Source organism: Embleya sp. NPDC127516, from assembly GCF_044765325.1.
GTDB lineage: Bacteria > Actinomycetota > Actinomycetes > Streptomycetales > Streptomycetaceae > Embleya.
The window spans coordinates 299,350-316,124 of sequence record NZ_JBIWJT010000002.1 but is presented as its reverse complement, the minus strand read 5'-3'; the positions used below and the strand labels follow the sequence as shown (position 1 = coordinate 316,124).

The window sequence follows — 16,775 nt, the reverse complement described above, 5'->3', positions numbered from 1 at the left end:
TCGGGTCATCCGAACATCGTTTCCTCGGTTAACAATTTACAATGGTTGGCTATGACAACCGGACCCGCGCCAGGCCGCCCCGAACACGGCTGGCTGCGTCGACTGATGGCCGCCTCGTGGCGGTATCGGAGCAGCGTGCTGATCGCGTTCGGCGCCTCCCTGGTCGGCATGGCGGTCACCGCGCTGGTCCCACTGGTGCAGCGCGAGGTGGTCGACGACGCGGTCGCCGGCGAGTTGGGCGGGCTGGTGCCGCTGTCGGTGCTGCTGCTGGGCGCGGCCGCGGTGACCTTCGGTTGTGCGTTCGCCCGGCGCTATGTCGGCGGCAAGTTGTCCCTGGACGTGCAGTACGACCTGCGCACGCGCATCTTCGGCGCGCTGTCCCGGCTGGACGGCGCGCGACAGGACCAGCTGCAGACCGGGCAGATCGTCAGCCGGGGCATCTCCGATGTGACGATGGTCCAAGGCTTCCTGTCGATGATCCCGATGATGACCGGCAACGTGTTGTTGTTCGTCATCTCGCTCGGCGTGATGTTCTGGTTGTCGCCGTTGCTGACGCTGGTGTCGCTGGCGGTGGGGCCGGGATTGTTCGCGGTGGCCTACCTCTCCCGGAAGCGACTGTTCCCGGCCACCTGGCAGGCCCAGCAGGACGCCGCCGCACTGGCCGGCGTCGTGGACAGCGCGGTCACCGGGGTCCGCGTGGTCAAGGGCTTCGGGCAGGAGGAGCAGGAGCTGGATCGGCTGGAGACGGCCGGACGCAGGCTGTTCGCCTCCCGGTTGCGCTCGGTCCGGTTGAACAGCCGGTACACCCCGACGCTTGCGGCGATCCCCGCACTCGGCCAGGTCGGCGTACTCGCGCTCGGCGGCTGGTTGGCCGTCCGGGGCGAGATCACCCTGGGCACCTTCCTCGCCTTCTCCACCTACCTGGGCCAGTTGGTCGGGCCGGTGCGGATGCTCTCGAGTCTGTTGACCTTCGGGCAACAGGCGCGGGCCAGCGTCGAGCGCATCTTCGAGGTGATCGACTCCCAGCCGATCGTGACCGAGAAACCGGACGCCGAGGTGCTGCCGGTGGTGGCCGCCTCGGTGGAGTTGGCCGACGTGCGGTTCGGCTATGTCGCCTCGCGGCCGGTCCTGGACGGGCTGTCGCTGCGGGTGGAGCCGGGCGAGACGCTGGCCCTGGTGGGCACGTCCGGATCGGGCAAGTCCACCGTGTCGATGTTGTTGCCCCGGTTCTACGACGTGCAGTCCGGCGCGATCCTGGTGGACGGGCACGACGTCCGGGACCTGACCTTCGACTCGCTGCGTTCCGCGATCGGGCTGGTGATGGAGGACAGCTTCCTGTTCTCGGACACCGTGCGGGCCAACATCGCGTACGGCCGGCCGGACGCGACCGAGGAGCAGGTGCTCGCGGCGGCGCGGGCGGCCGAGGCCGACGCGTTCATCCGCGAACTGCCGGCCGGTTACGACACGGTGGTCGGCGAACAGGGGCTGACCCTGTCCGGTGGGCAACGGCAACGGGTATCGCTCGCACGGGCGTTGCTCACCGACCCGAGGATCCTGCTGCTGGACGACGCAACGTCGGCGGTGGACCCCAAGGTCGAGGCGGAGATCCACGCCACGCTGCACCGGGTGATGGCCGGGCGCACCACGATCCTGGTCGCGCACCGCCGCTCGACACTACAACTGGCCGACCGGATCGCCGTCCTGGACAGGGGCCGGCTGGTGGACGTGGGCAGCCACGACGAACTCAGCGCGCGTTGCCCGCTGTACCGGCTGCTGCTGTCCGGGCCGGGCGAGGACGCCGAGGGTGTGGACGCGCACGAGTCGCTCTCACTCGCCGCGTCGGTCGCGCCGCCCGACGCGAGCGGGGTCACGCCCGCGCTGTGGGACCGCTCGGCGACGACCGACACGGCGCCCGAGGACCCGGCCGGCGTGGTCGCCGCGAGCGCGACGCGCGGCGGTCCGGGCGGGTGGGCGGCGATGCTCCAGGCCACGCCGGAGTTGCTCGCCCAGGTGGACAAGCTCCCGCCCGCCACCGATCGGCCCGGTGTGGACGACGCGCAGGCGCGCCGCTCGGACTCGGCGTTCGATCTGCGCTCGCTGCTGCGGCCGTTCCGGTGGGTGCTGTTGCTCGGTCTGGTCCTGGTGATCCTGGACACCGGCGCCCAGCTCGCGCTGCCGGCGCTGATCCGGGACGGGATCGACCGGGGCATCGACGACGGGGCCACCGGCGCGATCATGACGGTGTCGCTGATCGCGGTGGTGATCGTGATCGCCGACTGGTTCGTCAACGTCGCCCAGGCCCTGATCGCGGGCCGCACCGGCGAGCGGTTGTTGTACACGCTGCGGGTGAAGACCTTCGCGCACCTGCAACGGCTGGGACTGGACTACTACGAACGCGAGTTGTCCGGGCGGATCATGACCCGGATGACCACCGACGTGGACGCGCTGTCCACGTTCCTGCAGACCGGGCTGGTCAGCGCGGTGGTCAGCGTGCTGACCTTCTTCGGGATCATGGTCGCGCTGCTCGTGCTGGACTGGGAACTCGGGCTGATCGTGATGAGCGTGCTGCCGATCCTGATCGCGGCCACCGTGGTGTTCCGGTCCAAGTCGTCCAAGGCGTACACGGAGGCGCGCGAGAAGGTCAGCGTGGTCAACGCCGATCTCCAGGAGAACGTCGCCGGGTTGCGGGTGTCGCAGGCGTTTCGCCGCGAGGGCCGCAACCGGGAGCGGTTCGCCGAACGCAGCGACGACTACCGCGCGTCGCGGCTGCGGGCCCAGCGCTACATCGCGCTGTACTTCCCGTTCGGGCAGTTCCTGTCCAACCTCGCGGCGGGCATCGCGCTGATCGTCGGCGCGCATCGGGTGGGCGGCGGGACGTTGTCGGCGGGCGCGTTGATCGCGTACCTGCTCTACATCGACATGTTCTTCTCGCCGATCCAGCAACTCTCGCAGGTGTTCGACGGCTACCAGCAGGCGGCGGTGGGGCTGCGGCGGATTCGCGATCTGCTGCGCACGCCCACCACGACGCCGCCTCCGGCCGTACCGGTTCCGGTGCCCACGAGTGGGCTCAAGGGGGCGATCAGCTTCCGGGATGTGCGGTTCGCGTACAACACGCCCGCGTTCGGGGACACCGACGAGTCGGGCGAGGGCGCGGCGGCGGTGATGGGTTCGCCCGAGGTGTTGTCGGGCGTCACGCTGGACATCGAGCCGGGCGAGACGGTCGCGCTGGTCGGAGAGACCGGCGCGGGCAAGTCCACCCTGGTCAAGCTGGTGGCCCGGTTCTACGACGTGACCTCGGGCGCGGTCCTGGTGGACGGGGTGGACGTGCGCGACTACGACCTCGCGGACTACCGGCACCGCCTGGGCATCGTCCCGCAGGAGGCCTACCTGGCGCCCGGCAGCGTGCGGGACGCCATCGCGTACGGCCGCCCGCAGGCCACCGACGCCGAAGTCGAGGCAGCCGCCCGCGCGGTCGGCGCGCACGCCGCCATCGCCGAGCTGAACGGGGGCTACCTCCACGCCGTCGGCGAGCGCGGCCGCAACCTGTCGGCGGGCCAGCGCCAGTTGATCGCGCTGGCCCGGGCCTACCTGGTCGACCCGGACATCCTCCTGCTCGACGAGGCTACCGCCGCACTCGACCTGGCCACCGAGGCCGCCGTCACCCGCGCCACCGAGGCCCTCACCGGCCGCCGCACCACGCTCGTGGTCGCCCACCGCCTCACCACCGCCGCCCGCGCCGACCGCATCGCCGTCATCGACCGAGGCCAAGTGGTGGAACTCGGCACCCACACCGAACTCCTCACCCGCCAAGGCCCCTACGCCTCCCTATGGGCAGCCTTCACCGGCACAACCCAACACGCAGCCTGACCCACCCACGGCCAACCCACACCCGAGCCCAGCCCGGCCGGCGCTCGACGCCAACCCAGCCCGGCCGGCGTTTGAGGCCACCAGAGCCAACTCCCACCCACCGCAACCCCAAAACACCGACCGGGCAACATCCCAGCCCGGCCGGCGTTTGAGGCCACCTGAGCCAACTCCCACGCACGGCAACCCCAAAACGCCGCCCGAGCAATCCCAGCCCGGCCGGCGCTTGAGGCCAACCCAGCCCGGCCGGCGCTTGAGGCCAACCCAGCCCGGCCGGCGCTTGAGGCCAACCCAGCCAACCCAACCCCAGGCGCCGACCAAGCAACCGCCGACGAGGACGAAACGCGAAACCTACTCGGTCGCAATCGAGCGCAAGACCGGCAACCGCGCAGCCCGCGCAGCGGGCCTCGCCCCGGCGGCCAACCCACCGATCGTGCCAACCCCCACCAGCACGGCCAATTGCACCGTGGGCACCGAGAAGGGAAGCGCCGCCCCCGTGTTCGCCCCGCCGATCGCCCCAATCGCGACCCAGCCCAGGAACAGACCCACCACGAGCCCGGCCACCGCCCCGATCACCGCAACCAACGTGGACTCCCAACGCAGCGCCGACCGCACTTGCGCCCGCGCGGCTCCGATCGCCCGCAACAACCCGAGCTCACGGGTGCGTTCGTGGGCGGCGAGGGACAGCGTGTTCGCGATCCCGCCGAGCGCGATCACCAACGCGAGCGCGAGCAGCACGTAGACCACCGCGACCAGCGTCTGCAACATCGCGGCACGCGCGGCCACGAACCCCTCACGATCGCGCACCGGCGGCGCGCCGTAGTCCTTCGCCAACCGCCGCACCTCGGCCTTGACCGCGTCGGTCGAGGCACCGGGCGCCAACCGCAACACCGTCGCCGCGTCCAGCGCCGCGTCCGCGTGCGGCTCCCAGGCGAGACGATCGATCAGGTAGTCGCCGAGCACGGCCGTGCGGTCGTACAACCCGGTGACCGTGAACGTCTGTCGCGCGCCGTCCGGGAAGGTGACCTCCGCGGTCGAACCGAGCCGCCAACCGCGGTCCTTCGCGGCATCCTCGGACACCGCCATGCCGTTCACACCGAGCCCGGTCACCCGACCGTCACGCACGTCGAGATCGAACAGCCGGTCCAGCCGGGCCGAGTCCACGGCCAACAACTGCCGGCCGTGCCCGTCCACGAGCGCGCCCGCGTTGCGAATCCCGGTCGCCGCCTCGACTCCGGGCAACTCGGCTGCCTTGCTGGTGAGTTCCGGACTGTGGCCGCCGCCGGCCCAACCGCCCGGCGAGGATCCGCCGATCACCAGTTGGCCGGCGATCACCTTCCGGGTCTGCTCGCCGGCGCCCTCCTTGAGCGAGGCCGCGAATACGGCGAACAGCGTGACAATGGCGATCCCGAGCAACATCGCGGTGGCCGCGCCGGCGGTCCGGCGCGGACTGCGCAGCAGGTTGCCCCGGGCCAACGCACCGGGTGCGCCGCGCAGTCGCGGCAGCAGTGCGGTGAGCGGTCCACCGGCCGCCCGAATGCCCGCCGGGGCAACCAGCAGGACACCCGCGAGCAGCGCCGGGGCGGCGATCGCCAGACCCACCAGGCCGCCGCCGACGATGCCCACGCCGAGGCCGGCGGCCAGCAGCACCAGGCCCGCGATCAACCGGCGCCGAGGCAGTTCGACGCGCTCCGCGCCCGCTCCGCGCAGCGCGGTCACCGGCGCCACCCGCGAGCCGCGCACCGCCGGCACCAGGGCCGCGAACGCCGTCACCACGATGCCCACCGGCAACACCGTCAACGCGGTGGTCGCCTTGAACGTCAGCCCGCGGGCCGGCAGTTCGAAGCCGAGCCCGGCGAAGAGCTCCTTGAGTCCGGCGGCCAGCCCGAGCCCGGCCGCGAGGCCGAGTGCGGACGCCACCACACCGATCACGACGGCCTCGATCAGCGCCTGTCGCAACACCTGGCCGCGGCTCGCGCCCAGGGCCCGCATCAGCGCCACCTCCCGGGTGCGCTGCGCGGCGACCACGGAGAACGTGTGATTGATCGAGAAGGCCGCGACGACCAGCGCGATCGCGGCGAAGACGGTCAGGAAGGTACGGAAGACGCTCAGGAAGCCGTCCTCCACGGCGGACACCGCCTCGCCGGTGGCCACACTGCCGGGCACCGCCTGGACGTCGGCGGGCAGCGCCCGCTGGATCCGCGCGGCCAATTCCTTCTGGTCGGTGCCGGCCGCCGCGCGCACCGCGATCGTGCCGACCTTGCCGGGATCGCGCAGCACGTGCTGCCGCGCGCCGTCGAGGTCGAACGCCGTGTAGGAGCCGCCGCCGAAGGCGTCCAGGTCACCGAAGGTGGCGACGCCCACGATGGTGACCGGGACCGGTCCCGGGGTCAGCACGGTGACCCGGTCGCCGGGCTCCAGGTGCCCCTGTTTGGCGGTGGCCCGGTCGATCACCACCTCGTCGGGCGCCGCCGGCGCCCGGCCGGCGGCCAGACGATAGGGCGTCAGGGCCGGGTCGGGCACCCAGTTGCCCGCCATCCGCGGACCGTTGCCGGTGAGCGCCTTGCCGTCCTTGCCGACCACCTGGCCGTATCCCTGGATCACCGGCTCGGCGCCCGCGACGCCGGGCACCGCCCGGACCCGGTCCACCAGCGCCGCGTCGATGCCGCCGCGCTGGGTGCCCGGGTCGTCGGTCACCGAGGTCGCGTTGCGCACCACCACGTCGGTACCGGCGCCGCTGTCCCGGATCAGCCCGCCGATGGAGGAGTTCATCGTGTCGGCGAGCACCAGCGCGCCGGAGAGGAAGGCCGTGCCGAGCAGCACCGCCAGGGCGAGTCCCACGAGCCGGCGTTTGCGGGCCCACAGGTTGGCGAGCGAGAGACGAATCAGCATCGCGGGTCACTCCCCTCGGGCGCCGGCACCGGCGGCGACGCGGTCGAACGCCTTCATCCGGTCGAGCACCCGATCCGGAGTGGGCTCCTGCATGTGGTCCGCGATCCGGCCGTCGGCCAGGAAGACCACGCTGTCCGCGTAGCCGGCGGCGACCGGGTCGTGGGTGACCATCAGCACGGTCTGGTCGAGTTCGTCCACCGCGTCGCGCAGCAGCGTGAGCACCTCGGCGCCCGAGCGCGAGTCGAGGTTGCCGGTCGGCTCGTCCGCCATCACGATCTCCGGCCGGCCGACCAGTGCCCGGGCCACCGCGACCCGCTGCTGCTGCCCGCCGGAGAGCTCGCCGGGCCGGTGGTGCAGTCGCCGGTCCAACTCGACCGCCGCGACCACCCGGTCCAGCCAGCCCTGGTCCGCCTTGCGGCCGGCCAGCGACGCGGGCAGCACGATGTTCTCCAGCGCGGTCATCGTGGGCAGCAGGTTGAATGCCTGGAAGACGAACCCGATCCGGTCCCGACGCAGCCGGGTGAGCTGCCGGTCGGTCAGTGCACCCAGTTCGGTGTCACCGAGGAAGACGGCGCCGTCGCTGACCTCGTCGAGTCCGGCCAGGCAGTGCAGCAGGGTGGACTTGCCGGAGCCGGAGGGACCCATCACGGCGGTGAACCGGCCGCGTGGGAAGCCGATACTGACGTCGTCCAGGGCGCGCACGGTGGTGTCCCCGTCGCCGTGCACCCGCGAGACGCGTTCGGCGCGCGCCGCGTAGGAGTTGGGGTCGATGCTCGTGGTCATGACGATCCTTGTCGGAGAGAGAACGGACGTGCGGGACGGGACGAGTGCCGTGGACCGGGACCGCGGATCGGTACTACGAACCGCTGTCGCGGACCGGTATCGCGGACCGGTCGGACCGGCCCCCGGGCCGGTTGCTCCGAACCGGAGCCGGGCGGCCGTACGGATCGGTGCTATGCGACCGGATTGCGAACCGGCGCCGAGGACCGGAGCCCAGGCGTGGATCGGCCCACGCCGACGGATTCGCGAGCGCCGGCCACCTCCCCGGTCGGGTCGGACGCGGTCGAGCGGTCCCTCGGGGCGTTCTCGGCGCGGCGGCGCGCCCGGGGCCGGCCTCGGCCGCGGTCGCCCGAGGGCTTGAACACGGACAGCGCCGTCGAGACGATCAGCGCGACCAGCTGGAAGATCACCACGACCAGGTGCCAGGTCTGCAGCGGCGGCAGCGCGTCCGCGTTCCCATCGGACGCGGAGGCGGCGATCAGCCGGTGCGCGAACTGGCTCACCACGGCGGCGCCGGTCACGATCACCGCGACCAGCAGCACGATCTTGACCTTGATCCACAGGTGTTGCCACAGCCCCCACGGCGTGTACAGGCACAGCAGCACACCGGTGATCAGGGACAACACGGCGAACGGGATGCCGCCCGCCAAAGCGAAGATCCGCATGAGTTGATACGCGCCGTGGCGCAGGGCCGGGTCGTCGGTCGACCGGGCCACGATGCCGATCAGCAGCATGACCCACTCGACACCCAGGAGACCGACCGCGAACACGACGTGCCCGGAGTTGACCGCCCTGCGGACGGACCTCGGGAAGCGCCGGTTCCCGGTCGTCGGGGACGCGTTCACAGTGACCTCCTGGAAGTGGTGCGGGACACGGACGCGAGGTCGGGCGAAGGGCCCGGGCCGCGGCGGCGAGGTGCGGAAACCGGGTTCGTTCCGGGGCCTCGTCGACAAGGTCAACTCTCGCGATTCGCGCCCCGGCCGGCGTCCGGCCCGGGGATGCACCGGGCCTGCTGCCCGGGCAGGTCGAAGGGCCCGTCGACCAGCGTCTTCCTGCTCCCGGGGGAGCAGCCGACAGCGCTTCGTCTGCTCCCCCGGGAGCAGCCGACAAGCCCACGCGCAGCCGACGCGCGACGCCGCCCACTCCCCCTACCGTTGATCACATGACGAGCCCCTCGAATCCCCCGACCCGGCGCCCGGGCTCGCGGCCCGGATCACCGTGGTCGCGGGTTTCCCGCCCCGGCGCGCGCTGGCTCGAGCACCTCCTCGGTCCGGTGCCCCGCGTGGTGCGCGACGTCGCGCTCGCGCTGCTGGTGTGTGTGGTGCAAGTGGCCGCGACGGCCTTCGCGGCCCACCGCCAGCCGGACGCCCCGCGGGATCTTGACGTGTGGGGCGTGCTGCTGATCGCGCTCGGCCCGCTGGCCCTGGCCGTGCGCCGCCGCCACCCGGCGGGCGTGCTCCTGGTGGCGGTCGGCTCGGCACTGCTCTATACGTCGCTCGACTATCCGCGCGGGCCGATCTTCCTGGCGATGATCATCGCGCTGTGGAGCGCGTTCGCCGCCGGTCTACGCCTCCTGTCGTATGTGGTCCTCGTGCTGGGCTACACCGGTTTCGTGTGGATCTCGCCGCTGTTGACCTCGGAGGCCACGCCCGACGTCGCGCCCGCGCTGGGCATCGCCGCGTGGCTGCTGGTGCTCGCGGGCATCGGCGAGATGGTTCGGCTGCGCCGCGCCTTCAACGCCGCCGAGGCGCAGCGGGCCCGCGTGCAGTCGCTCGGCCTGGCCGAGGCCGAGCGGCGCCGGGCGGGCGACGAACGGTTGCGGATCGCCCGCGAGTTGCACGACGTGCTCGCCCATCACATCTCGCTGATGAACGTGCAGGCGTCGGTGGGCCTGGAGTTGATGGACTCGTCGCCCGAGCAGGCCCGGGAGGCACTGACCGCGGTCAAGTACGCGAGCCGCGAGGCGCTGGGCGAACTGCGCTCGGTGCTGGACATCCTCAAGGGCGACTCGGTGGACCGCTCGGGTCCGGACGGCGCCCCACGCGCGCCCACCGCGGGCCTGGACCGGCTGGACGAGCTGGTCGCGCGTACGTCCGCCGGCGGGCTGACCGTCCGGGTCGAGCGCTCGGGCACCGCGCGCCCGTTGACTTCGGCGGTGGACCTGGCGGCGTATCGGATCGTGCAGGAGGCGTTGACCAACACCCTGCGGCACGCCGCGGCGAGCGACGCCGTGGTGGGCGTGACCTATGGGGAGAGCGGGTTGGAGCTGTCGGTCCGCGACAACGGTCGAGGCGTGCGGCCCGAGTCGAGGTCGGCTCCCGCCGATGCGCTGGTCTCCGGCGGCAACGGGCTGCACGGCATGCGCCGGCGGGCCGCCGCGCTCGGTGGCCGTTGTGTCGCGGGGCCGGTTCCCGGGCGCGGCTTCCGCGTTCAGGCGCACCTCCCCTACGGTGATCGCGCCGACGGGCATGATGGCGGTGGACATCCGCCGACCGGATCGGCGGCGAACGCGGGCGGTCCGGCGCAGTCCATCGAGGGGGACGCATGATCAGGTTGGTGCTGGCCGACGACCAGGCGCTGGTGCGCGCGGGCTTTCGGGCCCTGCTGGCCGCGCAGCCGGACATGGAGGTCGTGGGCGAGGCGGGCGAGGGCGGCGAGGCGGTCCGACTCACCGGCGAACTGCGCCCCGACGTCGTGCTGATGGACATCCGGATGCCGGGCATGGACGGTCTGGAGGCGGCCCGGGTGATCGCGGCGGATCCGGCGCTGACCGACGTCCGGGTGATCATCCTGACCACGTTCGACCTGGACGAGTACGTCTTCGAGGCGCTGCGCAACGGCGCGAGCGGCTTCCTGGTCAAGGACACCGAACCGGCCGAACTCCTGCGCGGGGTAAGGGTGGTCGCGGCGGGCGACGCTTTGTTGTCGCCGAACGTGACCCGCCGGTTGATCGAGGAGTACGCGGCCGGCGCCTCGCGCCCGACCGCCGCGCCGGCCGCCGAACTGGCGCTGCTCACCGAGCGCGAGCGGGAGATCGTCGGGCTGGTCGGTCGCGGCCTGTCCAACGACGAGATCGCCGAGCACCTGGTGCTCAGTCCGCTCACCGCGAAGACCCACGTCAGCCGCGCGATGACCAAGCTGTCCGTGCGCGACCGGGCCCAACTGGTGGTCTTCGCCTACGAGACCGGCCTGGTCACCCCGGGCCGCACCTCCCCGTGACCGGCCGACGCGAGTCGCCGACCCCAACCCCGGCACCCGACACGGGCATCGACGCCGCACCGACGCGAGCGCCGGGCGGGCCGGCCCGTCCGCCGCTCGCGTCGGTGCACGGACCGCGCTATTCCTTGGCGCCGACCGCGTCGATCGGAGCCAACCGCAGCAGCCGGCGGGCCACCGGGGCCACCGTCAGCGGGGCCAGTAGGAGGGCGGCCGCACTGATCGCCAGGCACAGCGGCAGCGGGACGTACGGGGTCGAGGTGTCGAACGAGCCCTTGTTGAACGGCACCAGGGTGGCCATCGCCACCGACATGCCCAGCCCCAGTCCGATCGCACCGACCATGATCGCCTCGCGCCGCAGCACCGCCCGAACCTGGCCGTGGGTGCTGCCGATCATCCGCATCAGGCCCAACTCCCGGTTCCGGGCCGCCGTGGTGACCGCCATCGTGTTGATCGCGGCGATCGTCGCGAAGCCCGCGAGGATGACCAGCATGATGTAGTTCAGCCACTTGTTGGTCTCGCGGTCCTTGTCGACCTGGGTCGCGTAGGCGGCGCGGTCCTGTACCGACGCTCCCGGGTGACGCTGCGTCAGACCGGTCAGCGCCGCGTCCGCGGCCCGCGTGTCCGCGCCGGGGGCGAACCGCACCAGCAGCCGGCTGTCCAGCGCCGTCTCCACGTGTGTCTCGACCGCGGCCCGCGGCAGCGTCACGCCGGCGGTGCCCAGGCCGCGATCGTAGATCGCCACCACGATCGGGTCGATCGCGGTACCGTCCCCGAGCCACATCGAGACCGGCTCGCCGACCTTGCCGTGCAGCGCCGATGCCACCTCGCGGTCCAACGCGACCGCTCCGCCCGCCGGTTGCGGCGCACCGGGTCGCAGCGCGTCGGTGCTGCCCTCGCGCACACCCAGATCCAGCGTGCTCGCCAGATCCTGCGCGGTGCCCCCGATGCCCTGCGCGCTCTGCTTCTGCAGGCCGCCGTCCCGGACCACCACGACCGCGGTGTTCAGCACCGACGTCACCGAAGCGACACCGGGTGTGCCGGCCACCTTGGCGGTGGTCTGCGGAATGAAGCCCGGCCCGGCCAGCACCCGATCGGCGGTGATCGCGTCCCGGGACTGCACACTCGCGTGGTGATCCTCGGCCGCGAACATGAAGCTCAGCGTGGCCGCGAAGGCGACCGCCAGCGCGATCGGGGTGATCGCCGACGCGAGTCGCCGCGAGTTGGCCCGGGCGTTGTCGAACGCGAGTTGTCCGGTGGTGCCGAACAGGCTCCCGACCCACCCGAACACCGAGACGCACACGTGCGCCAGGATCGGGCCGAGCAGTCCGATCGCGAGCATGAACAGCATGATCACGCCGCCGGCCGCGGCGATCGCGTCGTCACCGGTCGCGTTCAGCGCGATCCGGGTCACCGCGATTCCGCCGCCGAGCGCACCGAGACCGAGCACCAGTCGGATCCAGCCGACGAAGACCCGCTCGACAGCGGCGTCGCCCAGGGCCTCGGTCGGCTTGATCTTCGCACTGCGCCGCGCCGCGAGCAGTCCCGCGCCCAGCGCGGTCAGCGTCCCCGCCCCGACGGCCACGACCATCGGGATCCAGCCCACCGACAGCGTGACGCCGTGCGCGACCAGGCCCCGGTCGTCCATGGCGGAGAACCACCAGCGGGCCAGCAGCGTGCCGGGCAGCACCCCGACGACGCCCGCCACCAGGGACACCAGACCGGTCTCGGTGGCGATCATCCGGCGGATCTGCCACGGCGTGGCGCCCACCGCGCGCAGCAGCGCGATGTCGCGCCGGCGCTGCCCCACCGACAGCGCGGTGGCGCCCGCGACCACGAAGATCGCCACCATGAGCACGATGCCGCCCAGGGTGCCGCCGATCGCGGTGAACATCTCCTTGGTGTTCCCGAAGTCGGTGTACTCGGCCGCCCCGCGGTCGTCCCCGGTGGACACCTTGGCACCGGTGCCCGTCAGTGCGGCCCGCACGTCCTGGGCAACCTTGCCGGTGTCCGCGCCGGCCGCCGGAAGCACGCCGATCGCGGTGACCGTGCCGGGATGCCCGGCCAACCGCTGCGCGTCCGCGTCGGGTACGTACAGGTGCGCACCCCGACCCGGCAGCACGCCGCTCACCCGCAGCGCGACCTCACCGCCGGGCGTGGTCAACCGCACGCTGTCGCCGACCTTGGCCGAACCGGCGGCGTCGGTGGTCAACACGACCTCACCGGCACGCGGCGCGGTGCCCTCGCGGGTACCGGCCAACGGCGCCGAGGACCACCCGTGCCCGTCCACCACGGCCCGCTCGGTCTGCGCCGGGAAGGTCAGGTCGGGGATCACCGAGCCCACCCCCGGCACGGCCGCGATCCGCCCGGCGAGCCCGGCGTCGAGCCGGGTCCGCTCGGGCAGCGGGGCCGACTCGGTGTATGTACCCTCCCCCTTGCCCAACCGCTTGCTCACGTCGTTGGGCCCGCTGACCAGGACCGGCGTGTCGGCATAGCGCTCGGTGGTGGCGTGCGCGCGGATCCCGCTCTCCATGAACACGCCGCACATCGTGACCAGCATCGCGGCGAACAGCAGCGCCACGAACGAGCCCGCGAAGGACGCGGGCCGAAAGCGCACCGAGGTGCGTGCGAGACCGTTGGGTCGAAACAACGACATCAGGCGGCCCATCCCTGCCGTGCGTTCACCTGGGACAGGTCGACCATCCGGGCGGCGATCGCCTCCGGGGTGGGCCGGTACAGCTCGCCCGCGAGGTTGCCCTCGGCCAGGAAGACCACCCGGTCCGCGTAGGAGGCGGCGACCGGGTCGTGGGTGACCATCACGATGGTGGCGCCGGTCTCGTCCACGGCCCGGCGCAGCAGCGAGAGCACCTCGGCGGCGGTGGTGGTGTCCAGCGCGCCGGTGGGTTCGTCCGCGAAGAGCACGTCGGGTCGGGTGACCAGGGCCCGGGCGATCGCCACGCGCTGCTGTTGGCCGCCGGACAGTTGCGCCGGCCGACGGCCGGAGTGCCGGTCGAGGCCGACCATGGCGAGCACCTCGGCGGCCCGCCGCCGGTCGGCGCGTACGCCCGCCAACCGCAGCGGCAGCAGCACGTTCTTCTCGACCGTGAGCGAGGGCAGCAGGTTGAACGCCTGGAAGACGAAGCCGAGTCGGGTCCGGCGCAGCCGGGTGAGCTCGTTCTCCTTCATCGCGGTCAGGTCGTCGGTGCCCAGGAGCACCCGGCCGCCGTCCGGCCGGTCCAGACCGGCGGCGCAGTGCAGGAAGGTGCTCTTGCCGGACCCGGACGGGCCCATCACGGCGGTGAAGGTACCCCGGGGAATCGCCATGTCGATGCCGCGCAGCGCGTGCACGGCCGACTCGCCCTTGCCGTACGCCTTGGTCACCGCGTCCAGCCGGACCGCGCAGTCGACCGACGCGGGCGCCACGTACCGCGGCGAGTTCGCGGCATCCCGCTTCGCCTGTCGTGTACCGCGGCCGCCTCGCCCGAACATGGTGCCTCCTGTGACCCGTAACGCCTGTCGAAACCAACAGGTTCGACGCTACGGATCGGCGCCCCTTCGGCACGAGGGTGCGACCACGCGGATCGGGGGTGGGGACAACCCCACCCCCGGGCGGGGGGTCGGGACGCGGGTGGTGCGGCCCGCCCCACCACCGACATGCTCAGGCGACGGGGCGGGCGCCCGGCTTGGCCCGGCTGGGCACCACGAAGGTGACCCCGAGTGCGACGAGCGCGGCCGCGGCGGCGCAGATGAAGGTCAGCACGAAGCCGCGTTCGGCGGGCAGTCCGCCGGGGCCGGGGTTGGCGGTGAGCAGCGTCGTGGAGATCGCGCTCGCACAGGACATGCCGACGGTGCGGGCGATCGTGTTGATGCCGGTGGCGATGCCGGTCTGCTCGACCGGGACCGCGCCGACGATGAGGTTGGCCATCGCCGACATGGCGAGCCCGATGCCGATGCCGAAGACGAACATCGCGAGCAGGATGTGCCGGCCGCTGGTGTGCAGGACGGCCAGGAACGCGAACCCGGCGGCCATCAGCACGCAGCCGGCGACCATCGCCATCTTCGAGCCGAAGCGCTTGTCGATCACGCCCGCCATCGGGCCGATCAGCAACATCGCGAAGGCCTGCGGGAGCACGTACAGACCGGACACGGTCACCGTGGTGCCGAAGCCGTAGCCGGTGCTCTCCGGCATCTGGAGGAAGCGCGGCACGAGCAGCATGCCCGCCATCATCGAGAAACCGACGAGCAGGCCGCCGAGGTTGGTCGCCCACACCCCGCGCAGCCGCATCACCCGCATGTCCACGAGCGGTTCGTCCGCGCGCGATTCGGCGAGCACCCAAAGGCCGAGGAAGACGATGCCGACCGCGAACAGGCCGACGGTGTTCACCGAGCCCCAGCCCCAGGACTCGCCCTTGCTCAGCGCGAGCAGTACGCCGACCAGGCCGAGCGACATCAGCGCGCCGCCGAGCCAGTGGATCCGTGCCTTGACCCGGACCGGCGATTCGGGGATCAGGAACCACGACGCGATCGCGGTGACCAGGCAGGTCACCATCGGGATCCAGAACAGCCAGTGGTAGGACAGGTGGTCCATGATCGGGCCGGTGACCACGATGCCTATGCCGCCGCCGATGCCCATGATCGCGGACATCAGGCCGATCGCACCGGCCCGGCGCTCCGGCGGGAACTCGTCGCGCACGATGCCGAAGGAGAGCGGGAAGACCGCGCCGCCGAAGCCCTGGATCACCCGGCCGATGATCATCAGGCCGACCGAGTCGGCCAGCGCGCAGACCAGCGAACCGACCGCGAGCATGCCGATGGTGAACACGAACAGGCGCTTCTTGCCGTACATGTCGCCCAGCCGCCCGAGGACGGGCGTGGTCACCGAGGCGCACAGCAGGTAGCCGGTCATCAGCCACGAGGTCGCGTCGGCGCTCGCGCCGATCTCGGTCTGGATCTGCGGGAGGGCCGGCGCCAGCATCGACTGGAGCAACGAGTAGGTCAGCGCACCCATGATCAGGACGAGCAGGACGAACCCGGTCCGGCTCACGCCTGCGGGCGCGGTCGTGATCGGGGTTCCGGGTGCGGCGGGCGGGACAGTGGCGGACGGCGCCTGCTGCGCGCTCTTCAAGACTGGTTCCTTACATATACGGGCCACCGACGGAGACACACGGTGGGCCGCGACAGGGTTTTTGGTTGGGTGTATCAACCGACTTTATGCGCCCCCGGAACACGTGATCACCGCCGGGCGGAGCACCGGGGGTAAATTCCCTGTAAGTATTTGGTGCGCAAGAGCCAGAAATACGCCAAATATCGGGCAAATCCCAAGCTGCGATTCTGTGTCAAGATCGATCTGACGCATCGTCACTTCTTGGGAGGACAACCCCGTGGCGGATCGAGAACCCGAACTGCGCATCACCCACATCTCCGAGGCCCCGTGGCACGAGGTCAAGGCCCAGTCGCACGGCGGCCGGCGCACGTCGGTCTGGGAGAAGTTCCTGGAGTGGTCCCCCGAGCGGTTGGTCATCTACGCCCGCTACGACGCGGGTGTCGTGGTCGAACGGCACGGCCACATGTCCGAGCACTACGTCTTCGTCGTGGCCGGCGAGGTCCTGATCGGCGACCGGCCGTGCCCCACCGGCACTCACATCACCCTCGAACAGGGCGCCGCGTTCGGCCCCCTGATCGCCGGCCCCGAGGGCGCGACCCTGTACGAGATCATGTGCGGCGACCCCCGGGCCGTCCCCGCCGACCGCGCGGGCTTCGAACGCCTGTGTGCCGAGCGCGACATCACCCCGCTCCCCAACCCGCCGGTCCCCTGGCCGGATTGGTTGTCCGCACGCACCGACAGCGACGTCGGGGACGGTACGAGCCGGTAGGCGGAGACGGCGAGGCCGAGGGGCACGACACGCCGGCCCGGCCGGCACGCCACAAGACCCGGCGGGCACGGCACAAGACCCGGCGGGCACGGCACGAGGCCGGCGGGCACGGCACGAGGCCGGCGGGCACGGCACGAGGCCGGCGGGCAC

Annotated in this window: 10 protein-coding genes; 4 read left to right on the top strand and 6 right to left on the bottom strand. The window is 72.0% G+C overall.

Annotated features, from left to right (window positions below):
* The first annotated feature begins 51 nt into the window (after nt 1-51).
* Nucleotides 52-3,867, top strand: a complete 3,816-nt coding sequence (locus tag ACIRL2_RS03875) for an ABC transporter ATP-binding protein (RefSeq protein ID WP_395874284.1) — start codon at nt 52-54, stop codon at nt 3,865-3,867.
* Between the two features lie 348 nt (nt 3,868-4,215).
* On the opposite strand, the gene ACIRL2_RS03870 is transcribed toward ACIRL2_RS03875, so the two are convergent.
* The 3 genes from ACIRL2_RS03870 to ACIRL2_RS03860 form a co-directional block, all read right to left on the bottom strand.
* Nucleotides 4,216-6,756 (bottom strand): FtsX-like permease family protein, encoded by a 2,541-nt coding sequence (locus tag ACIRL2_RS03870; RefSeq protein ID WP_402229961.1) that lies wholly within the window; start codon nt 6,754-6,756, stop codon nt 4,216-4,218.
* Nucleotides 6,757-6,762: 6 nt separating this feature from the next.
* Nucleotides 6,763-7,539 carry an ABC transporter ATP-binding protein gene (locus ACIRL2_RS03865; RefSeq protein WP_395872300.1) on the bottom strand — a complete coding sequence of 259 codons (777 nt, stop codon included), beginning with the start codon at nt 7,537-7,539 and terminating at the stop codon, nt 6,763-6,765.
* A gap of 170 nt (nt 7,540-7,709) precedes the next feature.
* Entirely contained in the window at nt 7,710-8,381 is a 672-nt protein-coding gene (locus ACIRL2_RS03860; protein ID WP_402229959.1) for a DUF2269 family protein, read from the bottom strand.
* 437 nt (nt 8,382-8,818) lie between these two features.
* Here ACIRL2_RS03860 and ACIRL2_RS03855 point away from each other — a divergent pair, with 437 nt between their 5' ends.
* Together ACIRL2_RS03855 and ACIRL2_RS03850 are read left to right on the top strand one after the other, a co-directional pair.
* Nucleotides 8,819-10,084, top strand: coding sequence for a sensor histidine kinase (locus ACIRL2_RS03855; RefSeq protein WP_395872297.1), 1,266 nt, complete (start codon nt 8,819-8,821; stop codon nt 10,082-10,084).
* On the top strand, nt 10,081-10,755 hold the full coding sequence (locus tag ACIRL2_RS03850; protein ID WP_395872295.1) for a response regulator: 675 nt from the start codon (nt 10,081-10,083) through the stop codon (nt 10,753-10,755). Before ACIRL2_RS03855 ends, ACIRL2_RS03850 begins: the two co-directional genes overlap by 4 nt.
* A gap of 118 nt (nt 10,756-10,873) precedes the next feature.
* On the opposite strand, the gene ACIRL2_RS03845 is transcribed toward ACIRL2_RS03850, so the two are convergent.
* The 3 genes from ACIRL2_RS03845 to ACIRL2_RS03835 all read right to left on the bottom strand — a co-directional run bounded on the left by ACIRL2_RS03845 (nt 10,874) and on the right by ACIRL2_RS03835 (nt 15,877).
* Nucleotides 10,874-13,408 carry an ABC transporter permease gene (locus tag ACIRL2_RS03845; RefSeq protein WP_402229955.1) on the bottom strand — a complete coding sequence of 845 codons (2,535 nt, stop codon included), beginning with the start codon at nt 13,406-13,408 and terminating at the stop codon, nt 10,874-10,876.
* A complete protein-coding gene (locus tag ACIRL2_RS03840) occupies nt 13,408-14,241 on the bottom strand; it encodes an ABC transporter ATP-binding protein (protein ID WP_402229953.1) in 834 nt (277 codons plus the stop codon). The genes ACIRL2_RS03845 and ACIRL2_RS03840 overlap by 1 nt, the downstream gene beginning before the upstream one ends.
* 169 nt (nt 14,242-14,410) lie before the next feature.
* Nucleotides 14,411-15,877 (bottom strand): MFS transporter, encoded by a 1,467-nt coding sequence (locus ACIRL2_RS03835; protein WP_402229950.1) that lies wholly within the window; start codon nt 15,875-15,877, stop codon nt 14,411-14,413.
* A 256-nt stretch (nt 15,878-16,133) separates the two neighbouring features.
* Between ACIRL2_RS03835 and ACIRL2_RS03830 the strand changes: the two genes are divergently transcribed.
* A complete protein-coding gene (locus ACIRL2_RS03830) occupies nt 16,134-16,625 on the top strand; it encodes a hypothetical protein (RefSeq protein WP_395872288.1) in 492 nt (163 codons plus the stop codon).
* Nucleotides 16,626-16,775: the final 150 nt, after the last annotated feature.

What these genes read in the sequence shown, in the direction of transcription:
- ACIRL2_RS03865 (WP_395872300.1), bottom strand. Translation starts at nt 7,539, where the DNA reads ATGACCACGAGCATCGACCCCAACTCCTACGCGGCGCGCGCCGAACGC.
- ACIRL2_RS03845 (WP_402229955.1), bottom strand. Translation starts at nt 13,408, where the DNA reads ATGTCGTTGTTTCGACCCAACGGTCTCGCACGCACCTCGGTGCGCTTT.
- ACIRL2_RS03850 (WP_395872295.1), top strand. Translation starts at nt 10,081, where the DNA reads ATGATCAGGTTGGTGCTGGCCGACGACCAGGCGCTGGTGCGCGCGGGC.
- ACIRL2_RS03875 (WP_395874284.1), top strand. Translation starts at nt 52, where the DNA reads ATGACAACCGGACCCGCGCCAGGCCGCCCCGAACACGGCTGGCTGCGT.
- ACIRL2_RS03870 (WP_402229961.1), bottom strand. Translation starts at nt 6,756, where the DNA reads ATGCTGATTCGTCTCTCGCTCGCCAACCTGTGGGCCCGCAAACGCCGG.
- ACIRL2_RS03840 (WP_402229953.1), bottom strand. Translation starts at nt 14,241, where the DNA reads ATGTTCGGGCGAGGCGGCCGCGGTACACGACAGGCGAAGCGGGATGCC.